Source organism: Pseudomonas auratipiscis (assembly GCF_036324085.1).
GTDB lineage: Bacteria > Pseudomonadota > Gammaproteobacteria > Pseudomonadales > Pseudomonadaceae > Aquipseudomonas > Aquipseudomonas auratipiscis.
Window position 1 is genome coordinate 1 of record NZ_JAZDCU010000022.1, and the last position, 17392, is coordinate 17392.

Annotated in this window: 16 protein-coding genes; 5 read left to right on the forward strand and 11 right to left on the reverse strand. The window is 60.6% G+C overall.

Going from position 1 to position 17392, the window contains the following annotated elements:
• Positions 1–381 precede the first annotated feature (381 nt).
• A complete protein-coding gene (locus V0R60_RS23380) occupies positions 382–1281 on the reverse strand; it encodes a TauD/TfdA dioxygenase family protein (RefSeq protein WP_330080766.1) in 900 nt (299 codons plus the stop codon).
• A 182-nt stretch (positions 1282–1463) separates the two neighbouring features.
• Here V0R60_RS23380 and V0R60_RS23385 point away from each other — a divergent pair, with 182 nt between their 5' ends.
• A complete protein-coding gene (locus tag V0R60_RS23385) occupies positions 1464–2390 on the forward strand; it encodes a LysR family transcriptional regulator (RefSeq protein WP_330080767.1) in 927 nt (308 codons plus the stop codon).
• On the opposite strand, the gene V0R60_RS23390 is transcribed toward V0R60_RS23385, so the two are convergent.
• The gene (locus tag V0R60_RS23390; protein ID WP_330080768.1) at positions 2347–3393 is read right to left on the reverse strand and encodes an ABC transporter substrate-binding protein; all 1047 of its coding nucleotides are present in this window, start codon (positions 3391–3393) and stop codon (positions 2347–2349) included. The genes V0R60_RS23385 and V0R60_RS23390 overlap by 44 nt on opposite strands.
• Before the next feature lie 277 nt (positions 3394–3670).
• Here V0R60_RS23390 and V0R60_RS23395 point away from each other — a divergent pair, with 277 nt between their 5' ends.
• Genes V0R60_RS23395 through V0R60_RS23405 form a run of 3 tightly spaced genes read left to right on the forward strand, consistent with a single transcriptional unit; the run spans position 3671 to position 7698 of the window.
• Positions 3671–5266, forward strand: a complete 1596-nt coding sequence (locus V0R60_RS23395) for an ABC transporter permease (RefSeq protein ID WP_330080769.1) — start codon at positions 3671–3673, stop codon at positions 5264–5266.
• Complete coding sequence (locus V0R60_RS23400; RefSeq protein WP_330080770.1) at positions 5263–6087, forward strand: ABC transporter ATP-binding protein; 825 nt, start codon at positions 5263–5265, stop codon at positions 6085–6087. The genes V0R60_RS23395 and V0R60_RS23400 overlap by 4 nt, the downstream gene beginning before the upstream one ends.
• A 9-nt stretch (positions 6088–6096) precedes the next feature.
• Positions 6097–7698: an arylsulfatase gene (locus tag V0R60_RS23405; protein ID WP_330080771.1), complete on the forward strand. Its 1602-nt coding sequence runs from the start codon at positions 6097–6099 to the stop codon at positions 7696–7698.
• On the opposite strand, the gene V0R60_RS23410 is transcribed toward V0R60_RS23405, so the two are convergent.
• Entirely contained in the window at positions 7670–8377 is a 708-nt protein-coding gene (locus V0R60_RS23410; RefSeq protein WP_330080772.1) for a Crp/Fnr family transcriptional regulator, read from the reverse strand. The genes V0R60_RS23405 and V0R60_RS23410 overlap by 29 nt on opposite strands.
• Before the next feature lie 90 nt (positions 8378–8467).
• Between V0R60_RS23410 and V0R60_RS23415 the strand changes: the two genes are divergently transcribed.
• Positions 8468–8983 (forward strand): Mpo1 family 2-hydroxy fatty acid dioxygenase, encoded by a 516-nt coding sequence (locus tag V0R60_RS23415; RefSeq protein WP_136474764.1) that lies wholly within the window; start codon positions 8468–8470, stop codon positions 8981–8983.
• Positions 8984–9020: 37 nt separating this feature from the next.
• On the opposite strand, the gene pcaC is transcribed toward V0R60_RS23415, so the two are convergent.
• The 8 genes from pcaC to V0R60_RS23455 all read right to left on the reverse strand — a co-directional run bounded on the left by pcaC (position 9021) and on the right by V0R60_RS23455 (position 17380).
• A complete protein-coding gene (gene pcaC / locus V0R60_RS23420; RefSeq protein ID WP_136474763.1) occupies positions 9021–9416 on the reverse strand; it encodes a 4-carboxymuconolactone decarboxylase in 396 nt (131 codons plus the stop codon).
• Positions 9417–9426: 10 nt separating this feature from the next.
• On the reverse strand, positions 9427–10218 hold the full coding sequence (pcaD, locus tag V0R60_RS23425; RefSeq protein ID WP_330080773.1) for a 3-oxoadipate enol-lactonase: 792 nt from the start codon (positions 10216–10218) through the stop codon (positions 9427–9429).
• Between the two features lie 11 nt (positions 10219–10229).
• Entirely contained in the window at positions 10230–11594 is a 1365-nt protein-coding gene (locus V0R60_RS23430) for a 3-carboxy-cis,cis-muconate cycloisomerase (RefSeq protein WP_330080774.1), read from the reverse strand.
• Positions 11595–11613: 19 nt separating this feature from the next.
• Complete coding sequence (locus V0R60_RS23435) at positions 11614–12903, reverse strand: MFS family transporter (RefSeq protein ID WP_136474760.1); 1290 nt, start codon at positions 12901–12903, stop codon at positions 11614–11616.
• 116 nt (positions 12904–13019) lie between these two features.
• A complete protein-coding gene (pcaF, locus tag V0R60_RS23440; protein ID WP_330080775.1) occupies positions 13020–14225 on the reverse strand; it encodes a 3-oxoadipyl-CoA thiolase in 1206 nt (401 codons plus the stop codon).
• On the reverse strand, positions 14222–15001 hold the full coding sequence (locus tag V0R60_RS23445; protein WP_136474758.1) for a CoA-transferase subunit beta: 780 nt from the start codon (positions 14999–15001) through the stop codon (positions 14222–14224). Before V0R60_RS23445 ends, pcaF begins: the two co-directional genes overlap by 4 nt.
• Positions 14998–15858, reverse strand: a complete 861-nt coding sequence (locus V0R60_RS23450) for a CoA transferase subunit A (protein ID WP_136474757.1) — start codon at positions 15856–15858, stop codon at positions 14998–15000. The genes V0R60_RS23445 and V0R60_RS23450 overlap by 4 nt, the downstream gene beginning before the upstream one ends.
• Before the next feature lie 175 nt (positions 15859–16033).
• Positions 16034–17380 (reverse strand): MFS transporter, encoded by a 1347-nt coding sequence (locus V0R60_RS23455; protein ID WP_330080776.1) that lies wholly within the window; start codon positions 17378–17380, stop codon positions 16034–16036.
• Positions 17381–17392 lie beyond the last annotated feature (12 nt).

Genomic DNA, 17392 nt, shown 5'->3' on the forward strand with positions numbered 1-17392 from the left:
TGCGAGCACCGTAGGGCCAGGACGGCCCTTCGGTGCGGTCCCGACGGGAGCAATGCCGGAGCGAGGGGACCCGGAGCACAGCGCAGGGCCGGATGCAGGGACAGACGGTTTTGATTCCTTTTGCCAAGACAAAAGGAATGCGCCGTAAGGGCGCAAAGGTGACTCCAAACCGCCCATGCCAATGGATCAGCACCTGGCCGTATGTGTCACTGACTACGCAATTGGCCAACAGCGGCGCCGCATTGAATGGATAAGCTCGCAGACTCAAATCCCAGCCCAGCCCAGCCCAGCCCAGCCCCAAGATCATCCCCACAGGATTCAGTGAAGAACCTTTTTATTCCCGCTGCCCCCTGCACCTGCGGTAAGTATGCCGGACGATCCTTACGCCCCGCGAACGGTGCGGCTACGCTGCCCCGCGACACCCACCGGTACATCGCCCTGCAAGGTCACCCGGCGCACTACACGGTTCTGGTTGCCGTAGTCATCCACCGCGTAATGCTGGGTAGCGCGGTTATCCCAGATCGCCACATCACCCGCCTGCCAGCGCCAGCGTACGGTGTTCTCCAAGCGCGTGACATGGCTTTGCAGCAGGTTGAACAGGTGTGTGGAATCAAACTGCGAATAGCCTTTCAGGCGTTTGACGAAGTGACCAAGCAGCAAGTGCCTTTCGCCGCTGACTGGGTGTACGCGCACCACCGGGTGCTCGGTTTCGTAGACGGTTGAGGTGAAAATACGACGATAGCTTTCCTGCTGTTCAAGCGTGACATTCGGCTTGGCCGCTGCGTAATCGTATTCGTTACTGTGCACTGCCCACAGTTGATCGGCCAGGGCTTTGAGTTCATCGGGAAGGTCTTGATAAGCGCTAGCAGTGTTGGCCCACACCGTGTCGCCACCTGCTTGCGGCGCGACCACCGAACGCAGGATCGACGCCTTGGGATAGGCATCGACGAAGGTTACATCGGTGTGCCATGAATTGGCCCTGCGCTCGCTGTCCAGTTCCAGGAGAAAGCGCGTGCCTTCACGTACCGGCACCGTAGGGTGTGCAATCGGCTCGCCAAGTAAATGGGCAAAGGCTTCCTGGCCCTGATCGTCGAGATGATGCTGAGCGCGAAAGAAGATCACCTTGTGTTCCACCAACGCGGCCTGAATCGCGTCGATCAGCGCGGGTTCAAGATCAGCGCTCAACTGCACCCCGCGAATCTCGACGCCGATGCGTCCGGCCACCGGATGAATATCCAACACAGGGTTGATGGCTGCTACGGCGTGTGCGGCATTGCTCATGGTACGACCCTCATCTGGCTGCTCTCGGAAAAATCCCGGCGAAACACTTGCGCTATCTATATGCAAATAAGCTCTAACAGATATTCAATTGCTTCATTGACGGAATAAGAGCTTGCATTTAAAACCTGAGACTTCGTGGCGGCAAATACCTTCGCCGTATTTTTGGAATGCCGGGAAAGCATATGGATCTTCGCCAACTGCGTTACTTCATCGCCCTTACTGAACACCGCAGTTTTGTCCGCGCGGCCGATGCCATGGGCATCACTCAACCCGCCTTCAGCCGCAGCATCCAAGGCCTGGAACACGAGTTTGGCTGTGTGCTGGTTGACCGCGGCAACAAGGACTTGCGTCCCACGCCCGAAGGCCAGGTGGTACTGCAGCACGCTTTGCGACTGGTCCAGGGTGCTGCACAATTGAGTTGCGAAGTGCTGCAGATGACCAAACTCGATGCTGGCGAGTTGCACTTCGGCTGCGGGCCGGCTCCGGCGGTGAACTTGGTGCCTCAGGCATTGGCCCGGTTTCTCCAGGCCCACCCGAAAGTACAAACCCGCCTTGAGGTAGACAACTGGGAGAAACTCAGTCGCGCGCTGAATCGAGAGGAAATCGAATTTTTCATTGCCGATATCCGCCAGTTCGAGGCTGACCCGAACTTCCAGACCTTGCCATTGAGCGCCCGTCGCGGCCTGTTTTTCTGCCGCCCTGGGCACCCATTGCTGGCCAAGGACAGCGTGTCGACCAACGATATGTTCGATTACCCGTTGGCCACCACGCTGATTCCGCCAGGAGTGCGCAAGCTGCTGGCCAACCTCAGCGGCAAGACAGACTTTACCCCGCAATTGCTCACCGAGCACTTGCCGACCCTGGTGAGACGAGTGCTCGACAGCGATGCCATCGGCATCGGCACCGAGGAAGCCTTTGCCGAGGACATCCAGCAAGGCCGCCTGGTACGTCTGCACTGGCGCAACCTGCCGGCCAACCTCGACAGCCTCAATGCCCGCTGCGGCATTGTCAGCCGCAGCGGTTATCGCCTGTCGCCAGCGGCGCGGGCAATGATCGACACCTTGATCAGCCTCGATCAGCAGCCTGCGCTACAGGGACTGGCCGGATAGCCTGGGGGGCCAGCCACTGGCTCACCTGGAATGGCTTGCGGATCAGGCGCTGGGCAGCGGCGAGATCGACAGAGGCTTGAAGCTGGTCGAGAAAGGGTTGATCAAGGCTGGAGCGGAAGGTGAATTCGAGCGTTTCGTCCTGCAAGTCACGTTGCAGGATCACCGGCGGATAGCTCGCCAGCCCCGAGACCAGCTCAATATAGGCCTGTTTGTTGCTCTCATCGCTCAACCACTGCACCGCCTGCTGCTGGGCCGCGAGCAGGCGCTGAACCAGTTGCGGGTGAGCATCGACGAAGGCACCGGAACCCACCAGCACGGCCTGGATGCTGCCCGCTCCACCCAGGTCCCTGGTGTTGAGCGGCAGCTCGGCAAGCCCGCGCTCCTGCAGCGCGGTCAAGCCAGACAGGCCCCAGGTGGCGTCTATTTGCCTGGCCGCCAAGGCGGCAACCGATGCATTGAAATCAAGATTGATGATCTTCAAGTCCTTTTCGCTCAGGCCCTGACTAGCCAGGGCGGCATCGAAGGACAACTGGCTGGCGGTACCACGGAAGATCGCCACGCGCTTGCCCTTGAGGTCCTGCAAGGTCTTGATGCCACTGCCCGGTGAAACGCCCAGGTAGTGCTTGATGCCGCGCCCAGTAGAAGCCAGCAAGCGCGTGTCGACGCCATTGGCCTTGCCGATGATCGCAGCCAGGTCACCCAGGTAAGCGAAGTCGACCTGGCCATTGGCAAAGGCTTCGTTGATGACCGGCCCTGCTCCCTTGAAGTAGTTCCACTGGATCTTGATGCCGTCGTCAGCGAAGGCTTTTTCCAGCAGTTGCTGGGTGCGCAACACATCGGTAACTCCACCTCCTGAATGCTGGGTACCTGCACTCAGATCGGGTACGGCAATGCGTATTTCGCGGACCTCAACGGCCTGCGCCAGTGGCGGTAGCCAACCCACAACCGCAGCCAGGGCGGGAGCGGCAAACAAACTGAAAACACGACTAATCGACAGGTTCATGGCGGACGACTCCTTGTAGTGATGCGTCCACGCTACGCACAACTGCAAAGATCAAATAAATACTAATAAATTACATTTTAATAACTTAATAACATAAACAAGCACTGCCGGGCCTTACCTTGGCCATGCATGACAGACAAAAAAAATATGCCTTCAAGGCATTGGACCTGCGCATTTTGGCCTGCTTTAAATGTTCTCTTATCACCTATTCGAATTTATTTTTTAAAAAATATACCCGAAAGGAATATGAACATAGCCAGTCCACGGAGATCCGCCCATGGCCCGAGCATCACTTTCCAGTCTATCCCTGCCTGCACCGGCGACACGTATGCGTGTTTTCGGCGCCGTGTACTGGGCGCGTCTGCAGGCCTGGTATCTACCGTTGGGTCTGGCTGCACTGTGGTGGCTGGCCAGTCGCAACCTGTGGATGAGTGAGCAAATTTTGCCAGCTCCGAGCCTGGTCTGGCACAGCGCTCGGGAACTGGCTCACGGTGAGTTGTGGGCGCATCTGAGTATCAGCCTGCAGCGGCTGCTGATCGGTTTGCTGGCAGGCGTCAGCTGCGGAGCACTGCTGGGTGCCTGGTTGGGTTTCAGCCGTCGTGCCGAGCGCTTGATACTGCCGACGTTCAATGCCCTGGCGCAGATCCCGACGCTGGCCTGGGTGCCGTTGTTCATGGTGCTGTTCGGCATTGGCGAGTTGCTTAAGCTGGTCGTGCTGGTCAAGGCGATCATCGTGCCGGTGACCCTGCATACCTTGGTAGGCGTGCGTGACGCGCAACCACGCCTGCGCGAAGCGGCTGCGGTACTCAAACTTCCACGCCGGTTATTGATCACCCGGTTGATCCTGCCCGCAGCGTTGCCGGCTTTTCTCGCCGGGGTACGCCTGGCACTCGCCACCGGCTGGTCTTCGCTGTTGGCCGTTGAACTACTCGCCTCCAGCGAGGGCATCGGCTATTTGATGGTGTGGGCGCGGCAATTGTTCATGCTCGACATCGTCTTTGTCTGCATCGCGGTTATCGGCCTGATCGGTTTTGTCATGGACCGTGGCCTCGGCTGGCTGGATCGCCGCCTGGTGTATTGGCCGCATCCACCCGGCGCCGAACTGCGGGTCCAACCTCTGCAGGGCAGTGAACGCCTGCAAGCCCTGTTGCTACCGCTGACGCTCCTGCTCATCTGGCAGTTGGCCAATCAGTGGCAATGGGTCGACAGTAATATTCTGGTGGCACCGCTGCAGGTGCTGGGCACGGCCTGGAAGGGTGTCGTGGACGGCACCCTCACGGCGGCCCTGGCGGTAAGTGTCGGGTGCGCCCTGGCGGGATTAGTGCTCGGTGGCGGCCTCGGTTTTGCCCTGGGCCTGTGGTTGGGTTTGTCGCACCGCGCCGAACGCCTGCTCGGGCCCAGCCTTGCCGGCCTGCGGCAGATAGCGATCTTCGCCTGGGTGCCATTGCTCACCGCCTGGTTCGGTCTTGGAGAGCTGGCCAAATGGGTATTTGTCGGCCTGGCAGCGTTCTTTCCCTTGTTCATCGCCACCCAGCGCAGCGTTGCCAACCGCTCACCACAACTGGATGAAGCGGCGCGGGTGCTGCATCTGAATTTGCCGCAACGGCTGATGCGCCTGGTGCTGCCGGGGGCGGCACCGGGGATCTTCGCCGGTCTGCGCGTGGGCCTGATTTATGCCTGGCTGGGCACCATCGGTGCCGAGTACTTCATGCCCTCCGGTGGCGGTATCGGCAGCCTGATGATCGGCGCCCAGCAACTGCTGCGCATGGACCTGATCATGGCCGGCATGCTTCTGGTCGGCCTCACCGGCGCGCTGTTAGGCGCTCTCGGTCAATACATCGAATCGCGCGCCACGCGCTGGAGACGAGCATGAATGCCATTGCCCACGCTTTAGTCAGTTTCAATCAGGTCGGTAAACACTTCGCCGTAGCAGGTGGAGAGCTTGAGGCCATCCGAGATTTCAACCTGCAGATCGCCGACGGCGAGTTCGTGGCCATTGTCGGCGCCAGCGGCTGCGGAAAGTCCACCCTGCTGCGTCTGCTGATCGGCCTGGACGACGATTATCAGGGGCAGATCCTGATCGACGGCCAGGCCCTAAATGGAATAGGCAGCGAGCGCGGCATCGTGTTTCAGGAGCATCGATTGTTCCCTTGGCTGACGGTGCGCGAAAACATTGCCCTGGGCCTGGTCAATCACTCCCTGACGCGCCCTGAACGCGAGCAACGGATCGCTGAGTACATTGCCCTGGTCGGCTTGCAGGACTTCAGCCAGGCCTATCCGCACCAACTTTCCGGGGGGATGGCGCAACGCGTGGCTATCGCCCGTGGCCTGGTTGCCAACCCGCGCATCCTGCTGCTCGATGAACCTTTCGGCGCCCTTGATGCGCTGACCCGACAACAGATGCAGGAAGAGCTGCTGGCGATCCGCGAACGCTCCCGCGTCACCACCTTGCTGGTCACCCACGATGTCGAAGAAGCGCTGTTCCTGGCCGACCGGGTAGTGGTTCTGGAGCCACGCCCGGGGCGCATCAAGCGCATCAACAGCGTCGACCTGCCTCACCCACGTCAACGATCCAGTTATGAATTTCATCGTCTGCGCGAAGCGCTGCTGCATGAACTGACGGCCGACGACCGTTACTTGCCGCCCGCCCCCATACACATCCACAACCTGCCGCTTTCCTACCTAGCCTATTGAGAACCAACCATGAGCCAACGCCCCAACTTTCTGGTCATCGTTGCCGATGATCTGGGATTCTCCGACCTCGGCGCCTTCGGCGGCGAGATCGCCACGCCGAATCTGGACTCCCTGGCCACTGCCGGCCTGCGCCTGACCGACTTCCACACAGCGCCAACCTGTTCGCCCACCCGCTCGATGCTGCTTACCGGTACCGACCACCATATTGCCGGTATCGGCACCATGGCCGAAGCCCTGACCCCAGAGCTGATCGGCAAACCGGGTTACGAGGGCTATCTCAATGATCGAGTGGTGGCCCTGCCGGAGCTGCTGCGCGAAGCGGGCTATCAGACGCTGATGAGTGGCAAGTGGCACCTGGGCCTCAAAGCCGAGCTGGCACCCCATGCTCGCGGTTTCGAGCGTTCCTTCGCGCTGCTGCCGGGTGCCGCCAACCACTACGGTTTCGAGCCCACCTACGATGAGCAAACGCCGCGCCTGCTCAAATCCACCCCGGCGCTGTATATCGAGGACCAGACCTTCATCGAGCAATTGCCGGAAGACTTCTATTCCTCCGACGCCTTTGGCGACAAATTGCTGCACTACCTCAAGGAACGCGATCAGAGCCGACCTTTCTTCGCCTACCTGCCCTTCTCCGCTCCGCACTGGCCATTGCAGGCGCCCGCCGAAGTGGTTGCCCGCTACAAAGGCCGCTACGATGCAGGTCCTGCGGTACTGCGTCAGGAACGCCTGGATAAACTACGTCAACTCGGTCTGATCAAGGCCGACACCCGCGCCCACCCGGTGGACGATCACTGGGAGAAGCTCAGCGATGAGCAACGCCAACGCTCGGCGCGGTCCATGGAGGTCTACGCGGCGATGGTCGAGCGCATGGACTGGAACATTGGCCGAGTACTGGATTACCTGCGCAATCAGGGGCAGTTGGACAACACCCTGGTGTTGTTCATGTCCGACAACGGCGCCGAAGGCGCGCTGCTGGAAGCCTTCCCCAAATTCGGTCCGCATCTGGCCAGCTATCTGGATCAGCATTACGACAACAGCTTGGAGAACATCGGCCGCGCCAACTCCTATGTCTGGTACGGCCCTCAATGGGCGCAGGCGGCGACCGCTCCTTCGCGCTTGTACAAGGCCTTTACCAGCGAAGGTGGAATCCGCGTTCCTGCGCTGGTGCACTACCCGGCGCTGTCACGCCAGGGACAAATCAGCCATCAGTTCAGCACGGTGATGGACGTCACGCCGACCCTGCTCGACCTCGCCGGCGTTCGTCATCCCGGTACGCGTTGGCATGGACGCGATGTCGCTGCACTGCGCGGCAAGTCATGGCTCGGCTACCTGTCAGGTGAAACCGAACAGGTACACGATGAGCACACCGTCACCGGCTGGGAGCTGTTCGGCCGCCGGGCGATCCGCCAAGGTCAATGGAAAGCCGTGTACATCCCTGGTCCGGTGGGCCCGGCCACCTGGCAGTTGTACGACCTGAGCAACGACCCGGGAGAGATCGACGACCTGGCCCTGGCACAACCGGCCAAGCTCGAGGCGCTGCTGGAACAGTGGCAGAAGTACGTCGAGGAAACCGGGGTCATTCTTAGCGAATCACCGTTCCAGCCGGACTAGCCAAGGCCTGCAGACGGGCGGGGTCGAGAATTTCGATCTCGCCGTACCCCAGCCGCAGCGCCCCGTCCTGTTGCAACGACTTAAGGATCTGGTTGGTGGTCTGGCGCGACAGCGACAGCATCAGCGCCAGTTGCTCCTGTGACAGCTGCAATACTCGCCGGCTGTCATTCATTTCGCCGTAACCTGCGGCGATCTGCAGCAACCGGAGGGCCACGCGTGGTGCGGCGGCCAACAGGCTTTGCTGCTCCAGTGCGACAAACACCAGGCGCAACTTCTGGCTCATCAGCAAGGCAAAATCGCGCCAATACCCAGGCTGTAGCGCCAGCAATGAAAGCAGCGCCGCCTGCGGTATCCAGAGCAGACGTACCTCACCTTCGGCCTGGGCATCATGGGTGCGCGGCTGACCGTCGAACAGGCTTATTTCCCCAAACCACTGCGGTGCCTCCACCAAGGTCAACAGGGCCTCCTTGCCCTCGCTGCTGACCGCGCCCACGCGCATGCTGCCAGACAGCACCGCGTATAACCCGCACGGTGCATCACCGCGCTGGAACAGCACCTGCCCCGGCGCCAGCGCTCGCAGGCGGGCCGACCGCAGCAGGCTATCCTGAAGGGATAAGGGCAGGTGCTTGAACCAGTGGCCTTGGATCATGCACTGGTGCCACGTGGGATCGGTGCTCATAACGCCTCGAAGGTCAACTCTGTCGGCTAGGCGACAGACAGCCGGAATAGGTACAGGGCATGCTCATGTCACCCTTCAGGAGGAACAATAATGAAAAACCTCGTTGAATACCTCAGTCAGTATGCTGCCTACCACCGTGACCCGCGCAACATTGCCACCCATTTCGTCGGCATCCCGATGATCGTGGTCGCCGTGACAGTGCTGCTGTCGCGGCCTGGCCTGGACATCGCGGGCATGTGGCTGTCGCCCGCCTTGCTGGTGGCCTTGCTGACAGCCTGGTTCTACCTGCGCCTGGATCAACAGTTCGGTCTGATCATGGCGTTGCTGCTGGGCTTGTGCCTGTGGGCTGGTCAGGCGCTGGCGCTGCAAAGCACCCTGGTCTGGTTGAGTGCCGGGCTGGGATTGTTTGTCCTCGGCTGGATAATCCAGTTTGTCGGGCACTACTATGAAGGCCGCAAGCCGGCATTCGTGGATGATCTCAGCGGCCTGATCGTCGGGCCATTGTTCGTGGTCGCCGAGCTGGCATTTCTGCTGGGAATGCGGCCGGAGTTGAAACAGGCCATCGAAAACAATGCCGGGCCGGTGGCGCTGATGCCTGGCCGGTAGGAGCGGGTTTGCCCCGCTCCGGTGGGATGTGTGAGCGTTACTCGGCTCGCGACTCGACGCCCAGTTCATCCCACACTGACTCAGCCAGGTGGAACGTCGCGTTGGCCGCAGGAATACCGCAGTAGATTGCGCTCTGCATCAGCACTTCCTTGATCTCCTCGCGGGTAACGCCATTGCTGGCGGCGGCGCGCAGGTGCAGCTTGAGCTCATCATTGCGGTTCATGCCGATCAGCATGGCAATGGTGATCAGGCTGCGGGTGTGCCGTGGCAGACCCGGGCGTGTCCAGATATCCCCCCAGGCGTGGCGAGTGATCATTTCCTGGAACTCGCCGTTGAAGTCCGTCAGGTTGTTCAGGCTGCGATCGACATGGGCGTCGCCAAGCACCGCACGACGCACCTTCATGCCTTCTTCATAGCGTTGTTTTTCGTCCACCAAATGCTCCTCAGCGGGCCAGCAGAAAATCGATTACCCGACGGCTGAACGGCTCGCCGACTTCGACATTGGACAAGTGCGCAGCATGGAACTCGGCGTACTCGGCGCCCTGCACGTTCTCTTGGATGAACAACCCGCCCGCAGGCGGTGTGACCGCATCATGGCTGCCGGAGATCACCAGCAACGGTACGTGGATCTCACCCAGTTGATCACGGAAGTCGGCATCACGTACCGCCCCGCAGTTGGCCGCATACCCTAGCGGTGAGGTGGCGGCGAGCATGTCGGTGATGCGCTTGGCCTGATCGGGATTGCTCGATGAATAGGCGGGCGTGAACCAGCGCTCGATAGAGGCATCACGCAAGCCGACCATGGCTTGCTTGCCGTCGCGCAAGACCATTTCGATGCGCGGATTCCAGGTGTCCGGCGAGCCGATCTTGGCCGCCGTGTTGCAGACGATCAAGCGGTCAAGGCGCTCGCCAGCATTGATCCCCAGCCATTGTCCGATCAGACCGCCCATGGACAAGCCGCAGAAATGCGCACGGTCGATGTTCAAGGCATCGAGCAACGCCAGTACATCCTGGCCCAGTTGCTCGATGCTATAGGGTCCTTCGGTTATCAGCGAGCCGCCATGACCACGGGTGTCGTAGCGCAATACGCGAAAATGCGCGGCAAAGGCCGGCACCTGGGTATCCCACATATGCAGGTCGGTGCCCAGGGAGTTGGATAGCACCAACACCGGAGCGCCCTCGGGACCGTCGAGTTGATAATGTAGTGCGCCATCGGCGAGTTGTACCTGTGCCACTGCAGCCTCCTTCAAGCATTGAAACGGTGATGTTCGGCCAACGCTCGCTCGACCCAGGCACGTGCCTGGCCGAGGTAGTGGGCCGGATCGAGCAGACGATCAAGTTCGTCCGCACCAAGTTCTGCGCTCACCTGTGGATCGTCGCCGAGCACGGCGCGCAGGTGGCGCTGTTCAGCTACTGCACGTTTGCAGCAGGTTTCCAGCAAATGGTGAGCGGTATCGCGCCCCAGGCGTTGCGCCAGCACGATACTGACTGCCTCGGCCAGCACCAGCCCCTGGGTCAGGTCGAGGTTCTGGCGCATGCGCGCTGCATCGACTTGCAACCCATCGGCAATGATCTGTGCCTGGCGCAAAGCCCCCGAGACCAGGCAGCAGATGTCCGGCAGGGTTTCCCATTCGGCATGCCACAAACCCAGGCTGCGTTCGTGCTCCTGTGGCATGGCGGCAAAGAGTGTGGACACCAGACCCGGCACCCGCGTTGCAGCACCAATGAGCACCGCAGCCCCCACCGGGTTACGTTTATGCGGCATGGTCGAGGAACCACCTTTGCCCGGCGCCGACGGTTCGAACACCTCGGCCGCTTCGGTCTGCATCAGCAGGCTGATGTCGCGCCCCATCTTGCCCAGGCTACCGGCAATCAGGCCGAGCACCGAGGCGAACTCGACCAGACGATCGCGCTGGGTGTGCCACGGCTGCTCCGGTAGCTGCAGACCCAGCTGACGAGCCAGTTCCTCGGCTACCGGCAAAGCCTTGTCGCCAAGCGCCGCCAAGGTGCCGGAAGCACCACCGAACTGCACCGTGAGCAAACGAGGCTTGAGCTCCTGCAGGCGCTGACGATGACGGGTCAAGGCCCCCAGCCAACCGGCGATTTTCATGCCCAGGGTGACTGGCGTTGCATGTTGCAACCAGGTGCGTCCGGCCAGGGGCGTGTCGGCATGCGTCGCTGCCTGCAACGCCAGGGATTCGCCGAGGTGCAGCAGGTCTCGCTCGATCAGCGTCAGCGCCTGACGCAGTTGCAGGACCAATCCGCTGTCCATTGCATCCTGACTGGTGGCGCCCAGGTGCACATAGCGTTCAGCTTCGGCGACATCGGCGGCGATGACCTTGCCCAGCGCCTTGACCAACGGAATTGCCGAGTTACCGGCCGTAGCAATGGCCTCGGCCAACGCGACAAAATCATAGCGCCCGGCCTGACAGGCAGCCTCGATCGGTGCCACCACCTGCGGGGGAATCACCCCTACAGCCGCCTCGGCGCGGGCCAGGGCAGCTTCGAAGTCGAGCATGCCCTGCACTCGTCCCTGATCGGAAAACACCTCACGCATGTCGGTTGCGGTGAAGTAGGCATCGAACAGCTGATTGCCCGGTCGCGGGTTCATCTACAAGTCCTTCAACAGGTCAATGGTCGTGGTGCAGATAGGCGGCCTGCTTCGGCAGGCGCAGGCTGAACAGAAAGGCAATGGCCATCATGACGGTAACGTACCAGTAAAAGGTATTTTCCATCCCGATCGACTTGAGCCCCAATGCCACATATTCAGCGGAGCCGCCAAACATCGCATTGGCCACCGCGTAAGCCAGGCCCACGCCCAGGGCACGCACCTGCGGCGGGAACATCTCGGCTTTGACCAGCCCACTGATCGAGGTATAGAAACTGACGATGCACAGCGCCAAGGTGATCAATACGAACGCCAGCAACGGACTGGTGACCGTCTTCAGGGCCATCAAGATCGGTACCGTAAACAAGGTACCCAAGGCGCCGAACAGCAACATCGAATTGCGCCGGCCTATGCGGTCCGAGAGCATGCCGAACAACGGCTGCATACACATGTACAAGAACAGCACCCCGGTCATGATGAAGCTCGCGGTCTTGGCGCTCATGCCTGCGGTGTTCACCAGGTACTTCTGCATGTAGGTGGTGAAGGTGTAAAAAATCAACGAACCACCAGCGGTGTAGCCGAGCACGGTGATAAAGGCTGCCGCATGGTTGCGAAACAACCCGGAAATACTGCCAGCCTCTTTGTCGTTTCGGGTTTCGGCGCTGCTGGTTTCTTCCAGCGAGCGACGCAGGAACAACGAAATCACCGCAGCGACGGCGCCCACCACGAATGGAATCCGCCAGCCCCAGGCACGCAGCTCATCCTCGCTGAGCAACTGTTGGAGGATGACCACCACCAGCACCGCCAGCAACTGGCCGCCGATCAGGGTCACGTATTGGAACGAGGCAAAGAAGCCGCGCTGACCGCGAAGGGCCACTTCACTCATGTAAGTGGCAGTGGTGCCATATTCACCGCCTACCGACAGGCCTTGAAACAGCCGCGCCAGCAACAACAGCGCCGGTGCCCAGGCGCCAATCGAGGCGTAGGTCGGCAAACAGGCAATGACCAAGGAACCGGCGCACATCATCAGCACCGAGATCATCATAGAATTCTTGCGGCCGTGGCGGTCAGCCACCCTGCCGAACAGCCAGCCACCAATGGGGCGCATCAGAAACCCGGCAGCAAACACCCCTGCGGTGTTGAGCAACTGCACGGTTGGGTCGTCGGAAGGAAAAAAGGCCGGGGCAAAATAGATCGCGCAGAAGGCATAGACATAAAAGTCGAACCATTCCACCAAATTGCCCGAGGAGGCGCCGACGATGGCGAAAATACGCTTGCTGCGCTCTTCACCCGTGTAATAGGTAGAAGTCATGGCATTTCACTCTTGGAGGGTTACTGAAGTCTAGACACAATCAGTAACACCTCGTTCCACGAACAATCCCCCGCCAGAGCGCCCCTGCTTGGAGGATGCCCTTACGGAGGATTGAATTACACCCGCTCGATAGCCAAAGCCAAGCCCTGACCCACGCCTACACACATAGTCGCCAGGCCTTTGCGTCCGCCGCTTTTCTCCAACTGATGCATGGCCGTGAGGATCAAACGCGCGCCACTCATACCCAGCGGGTGCCCCAGGGCAATCGCGCCGCCATTAGGATTGACCTGTGGCGCATCATCGGCCAGCCCCAGTTCACGCAGCACGGCCAAGCCTTGGCTGGCGAAGGCTTCGTTCAGCTCAATCACATCGAAATCACTGACCGCCACACCGAGACGCTCGGTCAGTTTGCGCACCGCGGGCACCGGACCAATGCCCATCACGCGCGGGGCGACGCCCGCACTGGCCATACCCAATATCCGCGCACGCGGGGTCAGGCCGTGCTTTTTCACCGCGTCAGCCGAGGCCAACAACAGCGCGGCGGCGCCGTCGTTGACCCCCGAAGCGTTGCCGGCAGTGACGGTTTTGTCTGGGCCGTTGACCGGTTTGAGGCGGGTCAGAGCCTCGAGGGTCGTGTCGGCTCGAGGATGCTCGTCCTGCTCAACCAACGTTTCGCCCTTTTTGTGGGCGATATGCACAGCGACGATTTCTTCGGCAAAGTAGCCTGCGGCCTGGGCGGCAGCGGTTCGCTGCTGGCTGCGCAAGGCGAAGGCGTCCTGGTCGGCACGCGACACTTGGTAATCATCGGCGACGTTGTCAGCCGTCTGAGGCATGGCATCGACGCCATACTGGGCCTTCATCAACGGATTGATGAAACGCCAGCCAATGGTGGTGTCTTCCAGCTTCATGTTGCGCGAGTAAGCACTGTCGGCCTTCCCCATGACAAACGGAGCGCGTGACATCGACTCGACGCCACCGGCAATCGCCAACTCCATTTCGCCGCTGGCAATGGCACGAAATGCCGTGCCGACCGCGTCCATGCCCGAGGCGCAAAGACGGTTGAGGGTGACCCCGGGTACGCTGTCCGGCAGGCCGGCCAGTAACAGCGCCATTCGCGCAACGTTGCGGTTGTCTTCACCGGCCTGGTTGGCGCAGCCGAGGAACACTTCGTCGACCTGATCCCAATGCACCTGCGGGTTGCGCTCGATCAATGCCTTGATCGGTACGGCTGCCAGGTCATCGGCACGTACACCGGCGAGGGCGCCGCCGAAACGGCCAATGGGGGTGCGAATGGCGTCGCAGATAAATACTTCACGCATCATGCTTCTCCTGGCGCTTGGCCATGAGCGGCCGCGGTACGCGCTTCCAGGTCACGCAAGGCGCTGAGCTCGACTTCAGTCGGTTCGGCGGTGATCTGGACGTTATCGGCAAAACGAATAGCCCAGCCAGTGGCTGCAATAACTTGCTCACGGGTCACGCCAGGGTGGATCGCGGTCACGACGAACTCATGGGTATCCGCTTCCGGCTCCATGATGCACAGGTCGGTGATGATTCCCACCGGCCCGTCGCCCGGCAGCCCCAGACGCTTGCGGGAATCGCCACCTTCGCCGTGGCCGACCGAGGTAATGAAGTCGAGCTTGTCGACGAAGGCACGGTTGGACTGCTTGAGGATGATCAGCACCTGTTTGGCGGAGCCGGCAATCTCCGGCGCGCCACCGGCACCTGGCAAGCGCACCTTAGGCTGATGGTAATCACCGACTACCGTGGTATTGATGTTGCCGAAGCGGTCCACTTGAGCTGCGCCCAGAAAGCCCACATCGATACGCCCACCCTGCAACCAGTAACGGAAGATTTCGCCGGTCGGCACCACAGTGTCGGCAGTTTCGGCCAACTCACCGTCACCAATCGAGAGCGGCAGGACACTGGGTTTGGCGCCAATCGGACCGGATTCATAGATCAGTACCACATCCGGAGAAGACGTCAGCCGCGCCAGGTTGGCAGCCTTGGACGGCAGGCCAATGCCCACGAAGCACACGGCACCATTGCGCAGACGACGGGCTGCGGCGACGGTCATCATTTCATTGGTGGAGTAGCTCATTGTGCAGCCTCCGAAGCGCTGGCCAGTTTTGCCTTGAATTCATTGAAATCGGCGGTGCCGCGAATGTATTCGTCGATCCAGGCGGTGAAGACCTCGCGATTGCGCGCAATCGGATCCCAGGCCTGGTAGAAACGATTGTCTCGCTCGTAATAGCCATGCGCGTAGGATGGGTGCGCACCGCCAGGCACCAGACAGACCGCCGAAAGTGCCCAGGTAGGCAGCACACAGGCGTTCATCGGCGCCTTGAGGTCATCGACAATTTCTTCGACAGTGACGATGCAACGCTTGGCCGCCAGTGCTGCCTCTTTCTGTACACCAAGGATGCCCCAGAGCAGCACGTTGCCTTTGCGGTCGGCCTTCTGTGCGTGAATCACGGTGACATCCGGGCGAACCGAAGGAACGGCGGCAAGCACTTCACCGGTAAACGGGCAGGTCACGCTCTTAATCAGCGGGTTGACCTTGGGCAGATCGGAGCCGGCATAAGCGCGCAACACAGCAAAAGGCAGGCCCGAGGCACCGGCAACATAGGCGTTGGCCAGGTCGGCATGGCTGTGCTCTTCGATTTCCATCGCCTGCGGCCATTGCTTTTCGACGGCATCGCGCAAACGGTGCAACGAGCCGACACCGGGGTTGCCACCCCAGGAGAAAATCAGTTTGCGAGCACAGCCGGCGCCGATCAGTTGATCGTAAATCAAGTCAGGAGTCATACGTACCAGGGTCAGATCTTTCTTGCCCTGACGAATGATTTCATGCCCGGCGGCAGTCGGAATCAAATGCGTAAAGCCTTCGAGGGCGACACTGTCACCGTCATGGACGAATTGCTTCACGGCGTCGTGGAGCGAGAGAATTTCAGCCATTGCAGACTCCTGGATATGCTGAGTCGAGGTCGGTGTGCAAGGCGCCTGGCGCGGCGCCGGTAGGACTTCAGATTAAGACGGGGCTGGAGCCGGTACAATCCGATAATCGACTAACTGTTCGATTATCGAACAAATTGTTACCCTGCTAAACAATTTCGCAGCAGCAGTCCGCCACTCAAGTTGCGTCAGCGTGGCTGACCATGCCCTTGATAATCACTGCCAGGGTGGCGAGTGCCGCCGGGATCACCAGCGCGGTGAGCACCTGTTCGAAATTCCAGCCCAACCCCAGCAGGGTCGCGCCCATCCAGGCACCGAGAATGGCGCCGAAACGACCGATGCCAAGCATCCATGACACGCCCGTGGCGCGGCCTTGGGTCGGATAGAAACGCGCGGCCAGCGAAGGCATTGCCGATTGCGCACCGTTGACGCACATACCGGCGATCAACACCAGCGTCGCCAACACGGTGATGTTGCCAAGGCTCTGCCCCACCGCGTAGGCAAACACCCCTGCAAGCAGATAGAAAGTGCCGATAACCTTGTGCGGGTTAAAGCGGTCCATGGCCCAACCCACGACTACCGCGCTGAGCACCCCGCCGAACTGGAACAAGGCACCAATAAATGCTGCCTGCTCCATGCTCGCGCCACTGTCGCGCATTAGCGTTGGCAACCAACTGGTGAGCAGGTAGACAATCACCAGGCCCATGAAATACGTCAGCCACAACAATAAGGTGCCGGCGCTATAAGTGCCGGAGAAAATCACCGCAAGGACATTGCGAGCTTTCACCGAGTTCTGTTCCGGCACGCTGAAACTCGATGCCTGGCCGACAATGGCCGGATCGATCGGCGTCAGGGTCTTGCGAACCTTATCGGTACCACGGTTGCGCACCACCAGAAAGCGCGCAGACTCTGGCAACCAGAACACCAGGACCACGGCCAGCAACAGCGGTAGAAGGCCACCGATCAGCAGCAAACTATGCCAGCCGAATGCCGGAATCAGCTTGGCCGAAATGAATCCACCGCCGGCCATGCCCAGGTTGAAACCACAGAACATACTGGTGACCAACAGCGACTTGTGTCGTTCCGGGGTGTATTCGGAAAGCAGTGTGGTGGCGTTGGGCATACCGGCGCCAAGCCCCAGGCCGGTGAGAAACCGCAGCACCAGCAATTGATCGACATTGGTGCTGTAGGCCGATGCCAGGCTGAAAGCGCCGAACACCACCACTGCGCCCACCAGCACCCCCTTGCGCCCAAAGCGGTCGGCCAGGGGGCCCGAGCCCAGCGCGCCGAAAACCATACCAATCAGCGCCGCGCTCATGACCGGGCCCAGGCTGGCGCGGTCGATACCCCAATCCAGGGACAGCGCCGGGGCAATAAAGCCCATGGCTGCGGTATCCAGTCCATCGAGAAAAACAATAAGGAAGCACAGAATCACCACGCGCCATTGGTAGCGCGACAGGGGTTGTGTATTGATGAAAGACTGCACATCAAGGCAGTTTCCGACAGCAGCTTGTGGACTGTTCATTATTTTTATCCA